This is a genomic window from Rhodovulum sp. BSW8 (assembly GCF_003314725.1).
Lineage (GTDB): Bacteria > Pseudomonadota > Alphaproteobacteria > Rhodobacterales > Rhodobacteraceae > Rhodovulum > Rhodovulum visakhapatnamense.
Window position 1 is genome coordinate 71,895 of sequence record NZ_QNVX01000005.1, and the last position, 15,667, is coordinate 87,561.

Consider the following 15,667-nt stretch of genomic DNA (forward strand, 5'->3'; position numbering starts at 1 on the left):
TGGAACTGCTTTCGCAGATCCCGCGTGAAGGGAAAATCTGATGGAGTGGTGTGGGCCGAAGCCGCGTAAGTCCGTCGGCTTCGGTAGACTCCATCAGCTGCGTAAGGTCGTTCTGCTCTAGATGAAGAAGATATCCGAGCCGTCGATGAGGCTCGGATCCACTCCTTCAAGCAGGACGTAAGTGTCATTGTTCATGTACAGCAACGCACTTCCATTGTGATCAAACAGTTGCAGGCTCGTCGCTCCTGAGAAGACCAGCATGTCTTCCCCGTCGGTAAAGTCCATGACCCTATCGACCGACTTATCTTGCATGAAGACGAACTGATCGGCGCCTGCGCCTCCGGTCAAAACGTCGCTCCCCTCGAAACCCATCAGGATATCGTTGCCCGCCCCCCCATTGATCGAGTTGTTTTCTTTACTGCCGATGATGGTGTCGTTGGCGTCCTGCCCCAGTATGTGCCGAATTCCGGTGATCTCGGTATTGCTGAAATCAATTTCTCCATCGACCAAGATATCGACGTCTTTAGTCGTGTCTTCGTTAGTAATGTGTTCAACAGAGTCCAGAGATTGGATCTTGATCTGCCCCCACATCGAGTAGGATGAGACCGCTTCGACAAGAATGGTGTCGTCGCCGCTGCCACCAAAGTAGCAGTCCCAGCCGTCGCTTCCGGTATGCTGGAAAGTGTCGTTGCCACCGTCGCCATAAAGCATGTCGTCTTGCTGACCGCCGTTGATGGTGTCGTCGTGCTCGCCTCCATGGATGACATCGTTACCCATACCTCCCTTGAGATGATCATTTCCGTCACCTCCGAAGATATGATCGTCTCCGTCGCCCGCGTTCACCGTGTCGTTGCCGGAGCCCGCATCAATGTAATCGTCGCCGGAGCTGGTGTCGACGTAGTCATTACCCGCCTTGAGATACACGGTGTCCGCGTAATACCACGGACCGCCGTCGTAGTTGGGAACAATGTAGTCGTTGCCATCAGTACCGTTAACAAACGCCATGAGCTTACCTTTTTACTGGCTTCACTTAACACCTTGCGTCTAGGAGGGAGACATTAAAACTGTGTTAGCGACCACAGCGGTCTGGTTTCGGCGGGTATTTGCAGAAACTGCACCTTCCAAGGTAATTTTGTCGGGCCTTCTGCGACCTATCACGTTGAGTGCGGTCTTGACGTTACGTCGCCGTGAAGGGATCCCCGAAATTTATACCCTCAAGGCTTGCATAAGGTGTCCACTTAACCTTCTTGACTGACGAATGACATGACGGTTTCGATGGGTCGTCGCCCCATGTTTCGGTAACCCAGATGCGGGCGCTCGGTATTGGGCTCGGTGGTTTCTTCTATCCCGGTCGTGCCGTCCGGGTGTGTCAGCCGCCGCTTGACCGTCTTTTCCGCGCCCAAGCCTTCGACCGCCTTGTTCAGGCGGTCGGTGATGAGGCCCTGTTCGGCCACGTCCACCTGCTTTTGCGCGACGATGGAGCGCCAGACCAGAAACGGCACGCCGACAAGGGCTGCCAGGACCAGACCGGCATTGCGGATCGCCTCATATTGTCCCTCGATGCTGGCGAACCGGTTCGTAAGGACCAGGGCGCCAGCGAACTGAACCACGGCCAGGACCGCCGCTCCGAGCGCGATGATCGCCAGTGCGAGCAGGGGCAATGCCAGCACCAGGCGAACAATCCAGCCGAAGCCGCTGAACCGTTTGAAATCCGGCCGCCAGAGATGGCTGGCCCAGTCGACGAGACGCGAGCAGTGTGCCGTCATTGTGGTTCCCCCTGCGCCCAAGACTGCCCGGAATGCGCGCGGGAGGGAACCGGTTTGCGCGGCGCGGTCCGGCGCGCCTAGCGGCCCGCGAGGAAGGCGGCGCTGGGGCGGGCGGCGACAGAATGGACCTCGCCCGCGCCGCTGACCGAAGCCGACACGACGCCGACCACCGACCAGCGCGATCCCTCGCGCTGCAGCACCGGCGCGCCCGAGGTGCCCTGCACGACCGGGCAGCCGAGGCCGGCCATGCCGGGGCTCTGGACCACGACCCGGCAATCCGTGACCTTCGTCAGGGCGTTCAGCCGGTCGCGGCGATAGCCGATCACGGTGACGCTCGGGCCCACCAGATCGGGCGTGGCGACCGGCAGGGGCGGGATGTCCGTGATCGGCGTTTCCAGAACCAGAATCGCAACATCGCTGCGCAAGCTGCGGAAATCCGGTTTCTTTCCCGGATGAAAGTCCGGGTTCGACAGGACCGCGCGGGCGATGCGGTGGGCGGCATAGGTACCCTTGTACCAGCCCGCGAGGAAATGCACCTGGCCGGGCTGGGCGCGCGCGCTGCCGCGCAGCGCATAAAGGCAATGGGCCGCGGTCAGCACCCGGTCGGGCGCGATCAGCGTGCCGGTGCAGAAGCCGCCGGTGTCGAAGCCCGCCACGTTGACCCGGCCGATGGCCCGCCAGGCGCGGTGCTGCGCCTCGGCCAGCGGCTCGGCCCGGTTGCGATCCCGGTCTTGGGCGCCCGCGGCATGGGCGGCGGGCAGGGCGGCCAGCCCCAGCGCGACGGCAAGGAGAAGGGACAGCGCGGCACGCGGGCGGATCGGAGGTCGCATGGCCCTTGATATGCCTGCTTCGCGCCGCCATTTGAAGCCCCGGCGCAGCGCCTTGCCAAGCAGAAGACCCACGGATAGGGTGCGCCGCGACTGAAAACCGGGCGGCCCGATCGCCCTTCGGACACGGGGATTTTCCATATGTTTGCAACGCCTGCCTTCGCGCAAGCGGCCGGCGGCGGCGCCGCTGGCGCCTTCGGCTCGTTCATTCCGCTGATCCTGATCTTCGCGATCATGTATTTCCTTCTGATCCGTCCGCAGCAGAAGAAGGCCAAGGAACACAAGGCGATGGTCGATGCGCTGCGCCGTGGCGACCAGGTCATCACCCAGGGCGGGCTGATCGGCAAGGTGTCCAAGGTCAAGGACGATGGCGAGGTCGAGGTCGAGATCGCCGAAAACGTCAAGGTCCGCGTCGTGCGCCAGACCATCGCTCAGGTGCTGAACCGGACCGAGCCGGCGGAAAAGGCCTGATCGCCCATGCTGGATTTCGCGCTTTGGAAACGGGCCACGGTCTGGGGGCTTGTACTTTTGGGGCTGCTCTTCGCCGCGCCCAACGTCTTCTACTCCCGGGTCGAGGGGCATAACGATGCCCTCAAGGCCATCGAGACCCAGGGCGCGACCCCTGAACTGATCGCCAGCCGCGACGGATGGCCCGGCTGGCTGCCCTCGGGACTGGTCAATCTGGGCCTCGATCTGCGCGGCGGCGCGCATCTGCTGGCCGAGGTTCAGGTCGAGGATGTCTATGCCGACCGCATGGACGCGCTCTGGCCCGATGTGCGCGACGCGCTGCGCGCGGTCCGCGACCAGGTCGGCCCGATCCGCCGGATCGAGGGCACGCCGGGTCTTTTGCAGGTACGGCTGAGCGAGCCCGAGGGCATGCCCGCCGCGCTGGAGGCCGTGCGGGCGCTGGCGCGGCCCATCGTCAGCCTGACCGGGGTCGGGGCCTCGGATATCGAGGTTTCGGGCGAGGGCGCGGTGCTGACCGTACAGCTTTCCGAGCCCGAGAAGCAGGCCACCATCGACCGCACCCTGCGCCAGTCGCTGGAAATCGTGCGCCGCCGGATCGACGAGGTCGGCACCCGCGAGCCGACGATCCAGCGCCAGGGCGAGGACCGCATCCTGATCGAGGTGCCCGGCATCGGCTCGGCCGACGAGCTGAAGGCGCTGATCGGCACCACCGCGCGGCTGACCTTCAACCCGGTCGTCTCGCGCACCACCAACCCCAACGAGGCGCCCGGGGCCAGCAATGTCCTGCTGCCCTCGATGGACGAGCAGGGCACCTATTACATCATCGAGAAGACGCCCGTCGTTTCGGGCGAGGACCTGACCGATGCCCAGCCCGCCTTCGACCAGAACGGCGCGCCCTCGGTCACCTTCCGGTTCAACCCGTCGGGCGCCCGCAAGTTCGGCCAGTACACGGCCGAGAATGTCGGCTCGCCCTTCGCCATCGTTCTGGACGACGAGGTCATCTCGGCCCCGGTGATCCGAGAGGCGATCCCGTCCGGGTCGGGCCAGATCACCGGCAACTTCTCGGTCGAGGAATCGACCAACCTGGCGGTTCTTCTTCGCGCGGGCGCGCTGCCGGCCGAACTGACCTTCCTCGAGGAACGCACCATCGGTCCGCAGCTGGGCGCCGATTCGATCGAGGCCGGCAAGATCGCGTCGATCGCGGCGTTTATGCTGGTGCTGGTCTTCATGTGGGCCAGCTACGGGCTGTTCGGGCTTTTTGCCAATGTCGCGCTGGTCGTGAATATCGGGCTGATCTTCGGCCTCTTGTCGCTGATCGGGGCCACGCTGACCTTGCCCGGCATCGCCGGGATCGTGCTGACCATCGGCATGGCGGTCGATGCCAACGTGCTGGTCTTCGAGCGCATCCGCGAGGAACTGAAAACCGCCAAGGGACCGGCGCGGGCCATCGAGCTGGGCTATCAGCGCGCGCTTTCGGCCATTCTCGACGCCAACATCACCACCTTCCTGACGGCGGTGATCCTGTTCGCCATGGGCTCCGGTCCGGTGCGCGGCTTTGCCGTGACGCTGGCCATCGGTATCGTCACCTCGGTCTTCGTCGCGATCTACGTCACGCGGCTGATGATCGTGATGTGGATGGAACGCCGCCGCCCCAAGACCATCGTGCTGTGAGGGAAGATCCATGCGCCTGAAACTCGTTCCCTCCGATACCAGCTGGGACTTCTTCAAGTTCTCGCATGTCTCGCTCGGCGCCTCGGCGCTGGCGATGGTGGTCTCCATCGTTCTGGTCTTCACGATGGGGCTCAACTTCGGCATCGACTTCAAGGGCGGCACCACGATCCGCACCGAAAGCAGCCAGCCGGTCGATGTCGGCGCCTATCGCTATGCGATCTCGGCGCTCGATCTGGGCGACGTCTCGATCACCGAGGTGTTCGACCCGAGCTTCGGCCCGGACAAGAACGTGGCCCAGATCCGGATCCAGGCCCAGGGCGATGCCGAAAGCGTCACGCCCGAAACCATCGCAGCCCTTGAACAGGCGCTGACCGGGATCGATCCCTCGATCACCTTCCCCTCGGTCGAAAGCGTGGGGCCGAAGGTCTCGGGCGAACTGGTTCAGTCGGCGGCCATCGCGGTCAGCCTCTCGATCCTCGCCATGCTGGTCTATATCTGGCTGCGCTTCGAATGGCAGTTCGGCCTTGGGGCCGTGGTCGCGCTGATCCATGACGTGACGCTGACCATGGGCATCTTCGCGGGGCTGCAACTGAGGTTCGATCTGGCGATCATCGCGGCAATTCTGACCATCGTCGGCTATTCGGTCAACGACACCGTGGTGGTCTTCGACCGCGTTCGCGAGAACCTGCGCAAGTTCAAGAAGATGGACCTGAAGGACGTGCTGAACCTCTCGATCAACGAGACGCTCTCGCGCACCACCATGACCTCCTTCACGACGATTCTGGCGCTGATCGCGCTGATCGTGCTGGGCGGCGACGTGATCCGCGGCTTCGTCTTCGCGATGACCTGGGGCATCATCGTCGGCACCTATTCCTCGATCTTCGTGGCCTCGAACATCCTGCTGATGCTTGGGGTCAAGCGCGACTGGTCCAAGGATGGCGATGGCGGTGCGGGCACGCAGTTCGCCAAGGCCGAGGGCTGATCCGCACTGGCCCCCGCGGGCAATGACCTGAAGATCCCGGGCGCCGGGCGGTTTCCTCCGCCTGGCGCCCGTGCCATGATCGGGCTTCGCGACGCGACAGGAGAGCCCGATGAAACTGACCGAGATGACCATCCCCGAGGGCCTGCCCATCGACGGCTACGGCCCGGGCTTTTTCCGGATCGGCGGCGAGGTCCGCGAGGGCGGGGCGCTCGTGGCCCTCGGCCGTGTCGAGCGCTGGGCCGGTCCCGAGGACGAGGCGCCCCTGATGGCGCTGGCGGGCCGCGTCGATATCCTGCTGATCGGCACCGGGCCGACGCTCGTGCCGCTGCCGAACCGGCTCCAGTCCCGGCTCGAGGCGGCCGGGCTCGGGGTCGAGCTGATGTCGAGTCCCTCGGCGGCGCGCAGCTACAACGTGCTTCTGGCCGAGGGCCGCCGAGTCGCCGTCGCCCTGTTTCCGATGCCTGCGCCCGGGGCCTGACGGCCTGATCCTGCTGGCTGCCGATCGAAGGTACCTCTCCACCGTGTCAGGTGGCCGATGCCGGAAACGGTTGGCCGAACGCGGAACGGCGTTGGGCTTGGAACTCATCAGGTCGTCTTGCCGTCTTGAGCCAGCCCATCCATTCGGCTCGACCGGAGGAGCGTCGGGACTGCTTCACATGGCCTTCCCTCTGGCGCAGGCAAGCCTTGGGACGCCCGTAAGGGGCGTTCAGGCCTGGAACCCTGCGAGGTGCGTGGGGACGGACACCCGCGCCAGCCCCGATCCCGTGATCCGCCCCGGCCAGTTGCCCTGAAAGCCGCCGTCATCCCTGATCGTGGCACCTCCGTTCTTCTTGGCCCAAATACCCCCGCCGGAGGCTGCGCGCGCGGCACGCGCGCGCCCGGCCCAACGCCGGACAAGCGGGCGCGTCAGCGCCGCGCCGGCCGGGGGCGGGAGCCGCCCGTTTCCGGCTTTCCGCCTGGCGCCCTTTCGGCTATGCGAAGCGCATGGAACTGGTGGTGACGGATCTGGCCTGCGCACGCGGCGGCGTGCCGGTCCTTGAAGGGGTGGACTTCACCCTCGCGGCCGGGCAGGCGCTGATGCTGCGCGGACCGAACGGCATTGGCAAGACGACGCTTCTGCGCACGCTTGCGGGGCTGCAGCCGCCGCTGGCAGGCTCCGTCTCGGCGCCGACCGAGTCGATTGCCTATGCCGCCCATGCCGACGGGCTCAAGGCCACCCTCACCGTGACCGAAAACCTGACCTTCTGGGCCCGGATCTTCGGCCAGACCGATATCGCCCCGGCGATCGAGGCCTTCGATCTCGCGGATCTCGCCGGGCGTCCGGCCCAGAACCTGTCGGCCGGGCAGAAACGCCGCCTCGGCCTCGCCCGGCTGCTGGTCACGGGCCGTCCGATCTGGATGCTCGACGAACCCACCGTCTCGCTCGACGCGGCCTCGGTCGCGCAGTTCGGCCGCGCCGTCGCCCGGCATCTGGACCGGGGCGGCGCAGCCCTCATCGCGACCCATATCGATCTTGGCTTCGAGGCGGGCGTACTGGACGTCTCGGCCTTCCGCGCCCGGCCGCGCCGGATCGACAGTTTCGACGAGGCTTTCGCATGATCGCGCTGCTGCAGCGCGACCTCAAGCTCGCGATCCGCGCGGGCGGCGGCTTCGGGCTCGGGCTTGCCTTTTTCCTGATCGTCGTCGTGCTGGTGCCCTTCGGCGTCGGTTCCGACAGCGGGCTTCTGGCCGCCATCGCGCCCGGCATCCTCTGGGTCGGCGCGCTTCTGGCCTGCCTGCTCTCGCTCGACCGCATCTTCGCGCTCGACCACGAGGACGGCTCGCTCGATCTGCTGGCAACCGCGCCGATCCCGCTGGAAGGCGCCGTCGCGATGAAGGCGGCGGCGCATTGGGTGACGACCGGCCTGCCGCTGACGCTCGCCGCCCCGGGCCTTGGGCTTTTGCTGAACCTGCCCGCGCCCGGATATGGCTGGCTGGCCGCGAGCCTTGCGCTTGGCACACCCGCGCTCAGCATGATCGGCAGCTTCGGCGCGGCACTGACCGTGGGGCTCAAGCGGGGCGGGCTTCTGCTGTCGCTGCTGGTGCTGCCGCTTTACGTGCCGACGCTGATCTTCGGTGCCGAGGCTGTGGCGCGCGGGATCGACGGGCGCGACACCGGCACTCCGCTTTTGATGCTGGCCGCGATCACGCTGGCGGCGACCGCGCTCCTGCCTTTCGCCGCGGCTGCGGCAATCCGTATCAATCTGCGCTAGGGGCCTCACACGCTCGTCACTTGAGGGCCTTCCGAAACGCCACTAGGAACACGCTCATGTCGTCGCTTTGGGAATATGCCAACCCGCAGAAATTCATGCGGACCTCGTCGGTCCTGCTGCCGGTCTTCGCGGTGGCGGCGGCGATCTCTCTGGGGGTGGGGCTGGTCTGGGGCTTCTTCCTGACGCCCGAGGCCGAGAATTTCGGCTCCACCGTCAAGATCATCTACATCCACGTCCCCTCGGCGATGATGGCCATCAACGCCTGGGTGATGATGCTGGTGACCTCGCTGATCTGGCTCGTCCGCCGCCACCATGTCTCGGCGCTGGCGGCGCGGGCGGCCGCGCCCATCGGCATGACCATGACCCTGATCGCGCTGGTCACCGGCGCGATCTGGGGCGAGCCGATGTGGGGCACCTACTGGGTCTGGGACCCGCGCCTGACCTCGTTCCTGATCCTGTTCCTGTTCTATCTCGGCTATATCGCGCTCTGGGAGGCCATCGAGAACCCCGATGCCGCCGCCGACCTGACCTCGGTCCTGTGCATCGTGGGGTCGGTCTTCGCGGTGCTCAGCCGCTATGCGGTGAATTTCTGGAGCCAGGGCCTGCATCAGGGCGCCTCGCTCAGCCTCGACAAGAAGGAAAACGTGGCCGACGTGTTCTATATTCCGCTTCTGCTCTGCATCGCGGGCTTCGTCTGTCTGTTCGTCGCGCTCGTTCTGCTGCGCACCCGGACCGAGATCCGCGCCCGCCGCATCCGGGCGATGATCGCGCGGGAGCGGATGGCATGATGCCCGATCTGGGGAAATACGCGGTCGCGGTGCTGTCCTCCTACGGCATCACCCTGGGGCTTCTGGCCGGGCTGGTGGCGCTGTCGCTCTGGCGCGGGGCGCGGGTGAGGCGCCAGCTTGACGAGGTCGAGGCAAGGAGAAAGCCGGATGTCTGAGAAACGCAGGATCTCGCCGCTTCTGCTGGTGCCCCCGGTGATCTTTGCCGGGCTGGCCGCGCTGTTCTTCATCGGCATGACCCGCGACGATCCGAACGCTCTGCCCTCGATGCTTGTGGGCAAGCCCGCCCCGGCGCTTGAGCTGACCGATCTGGGCGGAGAGGCGCCATTCACCGCCGAGACGCTTCGGGATGGCCAGGTCAAGCTGGTGAATTTCTGGGCCAGCTGGTGCGCGCCCTGCCGCGAGGAGCATCCGGACCTGAAGGCTCTGGCCGAGGCCGGGGTTCCGATCTACGGCATCAACTACAAGGACGATCCGGCGAAGGCGCAGCGCTTCCTCGACGAGCTTGGTGATCCCTTCGCCGCGATCGGGGCCGATGCGTCGGGCCGCACCGCCATCGAATGGGGGGTCTATGGCGTGCCCGAGACCTTCGTTCTGGACGGCAACGGCATGGTGCTCTTGCGCCATCCCGGGCCGCTGACCCCAAAAATCGTCGAGTCCACGATCCGGCCGACGATGGAGGCTGCCGCGCAGTAGACTGGGGGCGCGGACGAGCCCGGTCCCGGGACGCCGCCATAGACCCATGAGATCAGGTGCCGGTAGGATCGCACTGCCCGCGAGGTCGAGCCGGACCGTCACGTGACCGTCCGTCTTCTCATGGGCAAGTCCGATGCCGTGCTGATCGGCGATGGCCCCGGACAATCGCCGGTCCCGCGCCCCGCGCCGCTTGGCACAGCGCTCGGAGGTCAGATCGGCCGGTCCATCGACGGGATTGGCGATGCGGAGCACCGGACCGGGCGACAGCGCGATCTCGACCGGGCCGTTGGCATGCTCGCGGGCATTGTCGATGAGATTGGTCAAAAGGATCGCCAGACTGTCGGGCGAAAGCGCCAGATCGAGCCGCTCGATATCGGCGTCGTCGAAGCGGACGGCGGCCCCCGGGGCGGTCGCGGATCAGCAGATGCAGCACACCGATCAGACCGCGCGGTCGTCCGACCGGCCGGTCTCGGTCTCGGCGCTGGACAGTTGCAGGAGCCGTTCCACAAGACGCCCGAGCCGGTCGAGGGTCAGCTGTCCTTCCGGTATGGCCCTGTCGGCAGTCCCTCTCTTTCGGCGGCCTTCGCCATGGACGAATACCGGGAGGCGCTGGAGCCGGCGTTCGGCTTCGGCAAAGGCTGACCGGAAGGCCAGGGCGGGGCATGTGTCCCGGCCCGGCCGTTTGGCCGTTGCAGATCCCCTGTCCGGGGGCGCGGCCAATGCAATTCAACCCGCGTGTTCCCCCCAAAAATACCGGGCGCTTGCCCTTACGTCGTCCTAAAGCCCTGCGATCCGGTGCGGGCGTGCTCTCACGCACCCCCGCACCGGATCGCAGGCAAACCTTCGACACAACTTGACGTAGCGTTAAGTTTTTCGGGCTAGAGAGGGTCGAAGATCACAGGAGGCGACGATGGCGACCAGCCTGATCCACGGAATCGACGGGATCGACCTTGAAATCGCCGAGGATTTGCGGGTCCGGCTCATCTCCGATCTGAGCTCGAAAAGGGCCTACCGGATCGACACGGCGGAATGGACGCGCTGCGACCTGTCGGGGGTTGCGGTGCTTCTGTCGGCCGTCAAGACGGCCAGCGTTCTGGGAGCAACGCTCGAGATCGACCTGCCGCCGGATGGGCTGGTCGAAACGTGCATGCGCGGTTGCGGCCTCGATCCGGCCTTGCTGCGCCGCGCGGGCGCGATGGCGTCCGCGCAGGTGTGACCAGGACTCAGGAGGTTCAAAATGGCGAAGAAGGTCTTCATCGTCGACGATTCCCCGTCGGTGCGGCAGATGGTGAAGAAGACCCTTGCGGGGGCGGGCTATGACGTGATGGAGGCCGGCGACGGCGAGGAGGCCCTGTCGCTGCTCGCCTCGGTGCGGCCCGACGCGATCCTGACCGACCAGAACATGCCGCGGATGGACGGTCTGTCCTTCATCCGCGCCTATCGCGGGCGGCCGGGCGGGATGGGCGTGCCGATCGTCTTTCTGTCGACGGAAACCCGCGACGACCTGCGCCAGCAGGCCAAGGCCGCCGGGGCGCTGGGCTGGATGTCGAAGCCGTTCGACCAGGCGCAGCTTCTGACCGTGGTCAAGCGAATGGTGGGCACATGACCGACGACGACGATGGCGCGGCCGTCTTCCTGATCGAGGCGCGCGAACTTCAAAGCGCGATCGAGCGTAATCTTCTCGACCTCTCGGAGGCACCGGGCGACCGTGCCCTGATCGACGCGCTGTTTCGCGACATCCACACCCTCAAAGGGTCAGGTGCGATGTTCGGCCATGTCGATCTCGCCCATTTCCTGCACGGGTTCGAAACGGCCTTCGAGGCGTTGCGCGCTCCCGGACGGACCGCCAGTGACGCGTTGATCAACGTGGCGCTTCGGGCCTGCGACCAGATCACCGCGCTTCTGGACGATCCTGCTGCGGCCCGCGCGGGCAATGCCAGTCTCATCGAGTCCCTGGACGCTGCCCTGGGCGGGGGGGACGCAGCCTCCGGCCCTCATCCCGCCTCCGCTCAGGCGACGCCCGCCGTTGCCCCGGCCGAGGACGGGTGGCGCATCTCGTTCTCGCTCGGTCCCACGGCGCTTGGCCTTGGGGTGAATGTTCCCGCGCTCCTTGGGGAATTGAAGGATCTGGCCCCGGATGCGGTACGGATCGCCTGTGAGACCGGGGCCTTGCCCGGGCTGGATGCGCTCGATCCGGCCTGTCCGCCCTTCGTCTGGACGGTCGAGATCGCAGCCGACCTCGATCCGGCGCGCATCGACGAGGTGTTCCTGTTCCTGCGCGACGATCTTGTGCTGGAGGTGACGTCGCTGGCCGAAGCGGCCGCACCCGAAAGTGTTGCCGAGACGCCCCAACAAACCGTGGCATCGGCGGAACCGCGGCCTTCGGAGCTGCCCCCTGCGGATGTCCCTGCCGAGCCCGCCCCGGCCACCGCGTCGCGCCAGCGCGAACGTTCGACGATGCGGGTCGCGACCGAGCGGCTCGACGAGATCATGGATCGCGTCGGCGAACTGGTGATCGCGGAATCGCGTCTTCACGATCTTTCGATGGCGCTCCAAAGCCCGGCGCTGATGGCAGTGGCCGAGGATATCCGACGCCTGACCTCTGGCATGCGCGAAACTACCATGTCGATCCGCATGCTGCCGATCGGTAATCTTTTCAGTCGCTTCCGCCGTCTCGTCCACGACCTCTCGGACCAGCTCGCCAAGCCCATCGACTTTGTGACCGCAGGCGGCGAGACCGAACTCGACAAGACCGTGATCGAGCTTCTGAACGATCCGCTGGTGCATATCCTGCGAAACGCCGCCGATCACGGGATCGAAGACGGTGGCGCGCGGGCCGCCACCGGCAAGCCGCGACAGGGCACCATCACGCTGAGCGCGACCCATGCCGGGGCCGAGGTTCATATCCGCATCCATGACGATGGACGGGGGCTCGATGACGGGCAACTGCGCGCCAAGGCGATCGAGCGCGGGCTGTTGCCCGCCAACAGCCAGGTCACCGGCCCCGAGTTGTACCGGCTGATCTTCGAGCCGGGGTTTTCAACCGCGCCGGCTGTCACGGAGCTTTCCGGGCGCGGGGTCGGCATGGATGTCGTGCGCAGTGTCGTTCAGGGGCTGCGCGGCCAGATCGATGTCGACAGCGAACCGGGGCATGGCACGACCGTGACCCTTCGGCTGCCGTTGACGCTGGCCATCACCGACGGGCTGCTGGTCGAGGTTGGCGGCGAACGCTATTCGATCCCGGTCGCGGCCGTGGAGGAATGCGTGGAACTGCCGCCCGACCTGGCTCTGGGCGCGGGCCGGTCCAATTTCCTCAACATCCGCGGCGATCTGGTGCCCTTTCTGCGTCTGGCCGATGTGTTCGAGACCCCCGGGCTGCGGCCGGACTTCCAGAAAGTGGTGATCGTGGCGGGCAGCCATGGCCGGATCGGGCTCGTTGTCGACCGGATTGTCGCCAATGCCCAGACCGTGATCAAGCAACTGTCCTGCATCCATGCCGGGCTCAAGGCGTTTTCGGGGGCAACGATCCTCGGCGACGGGACGGTCGCGCTCATTCTCGACGTGGGCCATCTGATCGCGCTGGGCACCGCGATCGAGGATCGGGCCCGCAAGCGGAAAGGAGCCGCATGATGCAGGCCGTCACCCTGACCCTCTCCGACGAGATTTTCGCGTTTCCGACACGGATCCTGCATGAGATCCTCGAACCGGTTCCGGTGACCCGCGTCCCGCGCGCCGGGTCCTTTGCCACCGGTCTTATCAATGTGCGCGGCACGGTGGTTCCGCTGACCGACCTGCGGGTGGCCTTCGGCATGACATCGCGTCCGCCGGACGAACATACCCGGATGCTGGTGCTGGATGTGCCGGTCGCGGGCGCGGAGACCACCGTCGCCGTCATTGCCGACCGGGTCCTCGACGTGACCGAACTCGACGATGCCGCGGTTGGCGAGATCCCCGAAGTCGGCATGCGATGGCCCCCCGAATTCCTGTCCGGGATCGCGCGAACGGACCAGGGTTTTGTGATCGTTCCGGATCTCGCCCGGATCTATGCCGCCGCCCTGTCGGAGGACAGCGCGGATTTCTCCTTCGAAAAGGACCCCTCGTCATGCGTCTGACCATAAAGCTGAAACTTGCCGGGGCTTTCGTCCTGCTGATCGTCATGTCGGCACTGGGCATCGGCATCACCCTGTCCGACATGTCCGCTCTGAACAGCCGGCTGAAGGATATTGTCGATAACGGGGCCAAACGGGTCGAACTGACGCTGGCTGTCACCGCCGAGGCGTTGCGCGCGCAGATGGATGTGCGTGAGTATATTCTGGCGGAAACCCAGGCGCAGCGCGAGGCGGTGGCCCAGGCGCTGACGGCTTCGCGCACAGTGCACGAGAGATACGTTTCGGATCTGCAGGATCTCAGCACACCCGAAGGGCGTGCCGCGCTTGAGGACTATGGCGCACTCTACCAGGAGCTGCGCGGCACCTCGGCCAAGGCGATGTCGCTGGCCGAGGCAGGACAGAAGGATGCCGCCTACGCCGTCTTGTCCGAGGAGGCGCCAGTCATCTGGTCGAAGATGGAGGCCAACCTGACCAGCATCCGCGACCGCAACAACGATATGATGCTGTCCGCAGCGGCCGACAGCGCGCACCGCTTCGAACTGGCGCGGCGTCTGGCGATCGGGATGATCGTCGGCGCGGTCGTCATCGGGTCGGTGCTGGCCATTCTGATGCTGCGCTCGATTTCCAGCGGTCTGGCCGGAGCCAACCGTCTCGCGCGCGCCGTGGCCGAGGGCGATCTGTCGCAAAGCGCCCGGGTGACCGCCAATGACGAGGTGGGGGATCTGCTGAAGACCCTGAACCTCATGTGCGAAAAGCTGCGGACGGTCGTGGGAGAGGTCAGCACCGCCGCGCGCAACGTCTCGACCGGGGCAGGGCAGATGTCGGTGACCTCGGAAGAGCTGAGCCAGGGCGCGACCGAACAGGCCTCGTCAACCGAGGAGGCCTCGGCCTCGATGGAAGAGATTGCCGCGACGATCCAGCAGAATGCCGAGAACGCGGCCGAGACCGAGCGGATGGCGCGCAAGTCCGCAAGCGACGCCCGGGTCAGCGGGGTGGCGGTGAAGGAGGCGGTCGAGGCGATGCAGACCATCGCCGAAAAGATCATGGTGGTGCAGGAAATCGCCCGCCAGACCGACCTCCTGGCGCTGAATGCTGCGGTCGAGGCGGCGCGGGCGGGCGAACACGGGCGCGGCTTTGCGGTCGTCGCCTCCGAGGTTCGCAAGCTGGCCGAACGCAGCCAAAGCGCGGCGGGCGAGATTTCGGCGCTGTCGGGCAGCACCGTGAAGGCTGCCCGCGAGGCGGGAACCATGCTGGAAAGCCTGGTTCCCGATATCGAGCGGACCTCCGAACTGGTCACCCAGATCTCGCGTTCGACCCAGGAACAGGCGACCGGCGCCGGTCAGGTCAACCTCGCGATCCAGCAGCTCGACAAGGTTACCCAGGAAAACACCTCGGCCTCCGAAGAGCTGTCCAGCACCGCCGAGGAACTGGCCAGCCAGGCCGAACAGCTGCAATCCGCCATCGGCTATTTCCGCCTGGCCGAGGGCGGTGCGGCCCCTCGTCAGGCACCGGCGCGCAGCAAGCCGCGCAAGGATCGCCGAACCGCGGCGCTGGGCTTCGACTTCAATCTCGACAGCGAGGAGGACGGGCTCGACGCCAAGTTCATGCGCGACTGGAAGAAGGACAGCGCGGCATGAGCGGTATCGGGCAGGTCGTGACCCTGGGCGTTGGCGATGAGAGATTCGCGGTGCCGGTGGACCGGGTCCAGGAGATCCTCGACCGGCGCCGGATCGCGCGCATTCCCAATGCACCTGCCCATGTGCTGGGAGTGATCGACGTGCGCGGCACCGGCGTTTCGGTGGTCGATCTGCGCGTGGTTCTGGGCCTGCCTGCCGCCGAGGAGGACGACGCAACCCGCATCGTCGTGCTCTGGCTCGAAACCGGCAGGCGGCGGGCGCAGGTTGCGCTTCGCACCGACCGGGTTTTCGAAGTGGCCGCGCTGGATGGAGATCGGGTCGAGGATGTGCCCGAGGCGCAATTGCTCAACTGGGACAAGCGGCTGATCTCGGGGATCGGCCGCCGTCAGGGCGAATTCGTCACGCTGCTCGACCTCGACCGCCTTTTCGATGCGCTCCCGGAGTCGCGGACCGCCGATCCGCTTGACGCGTGAA

General features: G+C 66.1%; 19 protein-coding genes. 16 read left to right on the forward strand and 3 right to left on the reverse strand.

The annotated features are described in order from the left end of the window. Positions 1–117 precede the first annotated feature (117 nt). From DSD19_RS02550 to DSD19_RS02560, 3 genes are all read right to left on the reverse strand, one after another. Complete coding sequence (locus DSD19_RS02550) at positions 118–1,005, reverse strand: calcium-binding protein (RefSeq protein ID WP_113668429.1); 888 nt, start codon at positions 1,003–1,005, stop codon at positions 118–120. A 233-nt stretch (positions 1,006–1,238) separates the two neighbouring features. After that, a complete protein-coding gene (locus DSD19_RS21990; RefSeq protein WP_207802420.1) occupies positions 1,239–1,766 on the reverse strand; it encodes a hypothetical protein in 528 nt (175 codons plus the stop codon). Between the two features lie 77 nt (positions 1,767–1,843). Continuing rightward, a complete protein-coding gene (locus DSD19_RS02560; protein WP_165828024.1) occupies positions 1,844–2,596 on the reverse strand; it encodes a serine protease in 753 nt (250 codons plus the stop codon). A 138-nt stretch (positions 2,597–2,734) separates the two neighbouring features. Here DSD19_RS02560 and yajC point away from each other — a divergent pair, with 138 nt between their 5' ends. The 16 genes from yajC to DSD19_RS02640 all read left to right on the forward strand — a co-directional run bounded on the left by yajC (position 2,735) and on the right by DSD19_RS02640 (position 15,666). Next, on the forward strand, positions 2,735–3,064 hold the full coding sequence (gene yajC / locus DSD19_RS02565; protein ID WP_075785139.1) for a preprotein translocase subunit YajC: 330 nt from the start codon (positions 2,735–2,737) through the stop codon (positions 3,062–3,064). A gap of 6 nt (positions 3,065–3,070) precedes the next feature. Continuing rightward, positions 3,071–4,732 carry a protein translocase subunit SecD gene (secD, locus tag DSD19_RS02570; protein WP_113668431.1) on the forward strand — a complete coding sequence of 554 codons (1,662 nt, stop codon included), beginning with the start codon at positions 3,071–3,073 and terminating at the stop codon, positions 4,730–4,732. A gap of 10 nt (positions 4,733–4,742) precedes the next feature. Next, on the forward strand, positions 4,743–5,714 hold the full coding sequence (gene secF / locus DSD19_RS02575) for a protein translocase subunit SecF (protein ID WP_113668432.1): 972 nt from the start codon (positions 4,743–4,745) through the stop codon (positions 5,712–5,714). A gap of 109 nt (positions 5,715–5,823) precedes the next feature. Further along, the gene (locus tag DSD19_RS02580) at positions 5,824–6,192 is read left to right on the forward strand and encodes an Mth938-like domain-containing protein (RefSeq protein ID WP_075785142.1); all 369 of its coding nucleotides are present in this window, start codon (positions 5,824–5,826) and stop codon (positions 6,190–6,192) included. Between the two features lie 506 nt (positions 6,193–6,698). Continuing rightward, on the forward strand, positions 6,699–7,313 hold the full coding sequence (ccmA, locus tag DSD19_RS02585) for a heme ABC exporter ATP-binding protein CcmA (protein ID WP_113668433.1): 615 nt from the start codon (positions 6,699–6,701) through the stop codon (positions 7,311–7,313). After that, the gene (gene ccmB, locus DSD19_RS02590) at positions 7,310–7,966 is read left to right on the forward strand and encodes a heme exporter protein CcmB (protein WP_075785144.1); all 657 of its coding nucleotides are present in this window, start codon (positions 7,310–7,312) and stop codon (positions 7,964–7,966) included. The genes ccmA and ccmB overlap by 4 nt, the downstream gene beginning before the upstream one ends. 56 nt (positions 7,967–8,022) lie before the next feature. Continuing rightward, the gene (locus tag DSD19_RS02595; RefSeq protein ID WP_113668434.1) at positions 8,023–8,754 is read left to right on the forward strand and encodes a heme ABC transporter permease; all 732 of its coding nucleotides are present in this window, start codon (positions 8,023–8,025) and stop codon (positions 8,752–8,754) included. Continuing rightward, positions 8,751–8,909 carry a heme exporter protein CcmD gene (gene ccmD, locus DSD19_RS02600; protein WP_113668435.1) on the forward strand — a complete coding sequence of 53 codons (159 nt, stop codon included), beginning with the start codon at positions 8,751–8,753 and terminating at the stop codon, positions 8,907–8,909. Before DSD19_RS02595 ends, ccmD begins: the two co-directional genes overlap by 4 nt. Next, positions 8,902–9,447: a DsbE family thiol:disulfide interchange protein gene (locus DSD19_RS02605; protein WP_113668436.1), complete on the forward strand. Its 546-nt coding sequence runs from the start codon at positions 8,902–8,904 to the stop codon at positions 9,445–9,447. The genes ccmD and DSD19_RS02605 overlap by 8 nt, the downstream gene beginning before the upstream one ends. A 120-nt stretch (positions 9,448–9,567) precedes the next feature. Next, on the forward strand, positions 9,568–10,089 hold the full coding sequence (locus DSD19_RS02610) for a hypothetical protein (RefSeq protein ID WP_133260346.1): 522 nt from the start codon (positions 9,568–9,570) through the stop codon (positions 10,087–10,089). 268 nt (positions 10,090–10,357) lie between these two features. Then, the gene (locus DSD19_RS02615; protein WP_113668438.1) at positions 10,358–10,663 is read left to right on the forward strand and encodes an STAS domain-containing protein; all 306 of its coding nucleotides are present in this window, start codon (positions 10,358–10,360) and stop codon (positions 10,661–10,663) included. Positions 10,664–10,684: 21 nt separating this feature from the next. Continuing rightward, positions 10,685–11,053: a response regulator gene (locus tag DSD19_RS02620; RefSeq protein ID WP_075785150.1), complete on the forward strand. Its 369-nt coding sequence runs from the start codon at positions 10,685–10,687 to the stop codon at positions 11,051–11,053. Continuing rightward, positions 11,050–13,077 carry a chemotaxis protein CheA gene (locus tag DSD19_RS02625; protein WP_113668439.1) on the forward strand — a complete coding sequence of 676 codons (2,028 nt, stop codon included), beginning with the start codon at positions 11,050–11,052 and terminating at the stop codon, positions 13,075–13,077. The genes DSD19_RS02620 and DSD19_RS02625 overlap by 4 nt, the downstream gene beginning before the upstream one ends. Continuing rightward, complete coding sequence (locus DSD19_RS02630) at positions 13,077–13,559, forward strand: chemotaxis protein CheW (protein WP_081382075.1); 483 nt, start codon at positions 13,077–13,079, stop codon at positions 13,557–13,559. The genes DSD19_RS02625 and DSD19_RS02630 overlap by 1 nt, the downstream gene beginning before the upstream one ends. Then, positions 13,550–15,193: a methyl-accepting chemotaxis protein gene (locus tag DSD19_RS02635; RefSeq protein WP_113668440.1), complete on the forward strand. Its 1,644-nt coding sequence runs from the start codon at positions 13,550–13,552 to the stop codon at positions 15,191–15,193. Before DSD19_RS02630 ends, DSD19_RS02635 begins: the two co-directional genes overlap by 10 nt. Continuing rightward, entirely contained in the window at positions 15,190–15,666 is a 477-nt protein-coding gene (locus tag DSD19_RS02640) for a chemotaxis protein CheW (protein ID WP_075785154.1), read from the forward strand. Before DSD19_RS02635 ends, DSD19_RS02640 begins: the two co-directional genes overlap by 4 nt. Position 15,667: the final 1 nt, after the last annotated feature.

Bases quoted from the DNA above. Each gene is read 5' to 3' on its own strand.
- DSD19_RS02550 (WP_113668429.1), bottom strand. From the start codon at position 1,005: ATGGCGTTTGTTAACGGTACTGATGGCAACGACTACATTGTTCCCAAC.
- DSD19_RS21990 (WP_207802420.1), bottom strand. From the start codon at position 1,766: ATGACGGCACACTGCTCGCGTCTCGTCGACTGGGCCAGCCATCTCTGG.
- DSD19_RS02560 (WP_165828024.1), bottom strand. From the start codon at position 2,596: ATGCGACCTCCGATCCGCCCGCGTGCCGCGCTGTCCCTTCTCCTTGCC.
- yajC (WP_075785139.1), top strand. From the start codon at position 2,735: ATGTTTGCAACGCCTGCCTTCGCGCAAGCGGCCGGCGGCGGCGCCGCT.
- secD (WP_113668431.1), top strand. From the start codon at position 3,071: ATGCTGGATTTCGCGCTTTGGAAACGGGCCACGGTCTGGGGGCTTGTA.
- secF (WP_113668432.1), top strand. From the start codon at position 4,743: ATGCGCCTGAAACTCGTTCCCTCCGATACCAGCTGGGACTTCTTCAAG.
- DSD19_RS02580 (WP_075785142.1), top strand. From the start codon at position 5,824: ATGAAACTGACCGAGATGACCATCCCCGAGGGCCTGCCCATCGACGGC.
- ccmA (WP_113668433.1), top strand. From the start codon at position 6,699: ATGGAACTGGTGGTGACGGATCTGGCCTGCGCACGCGGCGGCGTGCCG.
- ccmB (WP_075785144.1), top strand. From the start codon at position 7,310: ATGATCGCGCTGCTGCAGCGCGACCTCAAGCTCGCGATCCGCGCGGGC.
- DSD19_RS02595 (WP_113668434.1), top strand. From the start codon at position 8,023: ATGTCGTCGCTTTGGGAATATGCCAACCCGCAGAAATTCATGCGGACC.
- ccmD (WP_113668435.1), top strand. From the start codon at position 8,751: ATGATGCCCGATCTGGGGAAATACGCGGTCGCGGTGCTGTCCTCCTAC.
- DSD19_RS02605 (WP_113668436.1), top strand. From the start codon at position 8,902: ATGTCTGAGAAACGCAGGATCTCGCCGCTTCTGCTGGTGCCCCCGGTG.
- DSD19_RS02610 (WP_133260346.1), top strand. From the start codon at position 9,568: ATGGGCAAGTCCGATGCCGTGCTGATCGGCGATGGCCCCGGACAATCG.
- DSD19_RS02615 (WP_113668438.1), top strand. From the start codon at position 10,358: ATGGCGACCAGCCTGATCCACGGAATCGACGGGATCGACCTTGAAATC.
- DSD19_RS02620 (WP_075785150.1), top strand. From the start codon at position 10,685: ATGGCGAAGAAGGTCTTCATCGTCGACGATTCCCCGTCGGTGCGGCAG.
- DSD19_RS02625 (WP_113668439.1), top strand. From the start codon at position 11,050: ATGACCGACGACGACGATGGCGCGGCCGTCTTCCTGATCGAGGCGCGC.
- DSD19_RS02630 (WP_081382075.1), top strand. From the start codon at position 13,077: ATGCAGGCCGTCACCCTGACCCTCTCCGACGAGATTTTCGCGTTTCCG.
- DSD19_RS02635 (WP_113668440.1), top strand. From the start codon at position 13,550: ATGCGTCTGACCATAAAGCTGAAACTTGCCGGGGCTTTCGTCCTGCTG.
- DSD19_RS02640 (WP_075785154.1), top strand. From the start codon at position 15,190: ATGAGCGGTATCGGGCAGGTCGTGACCCTGGGCGTTGGCGATGAGAGA.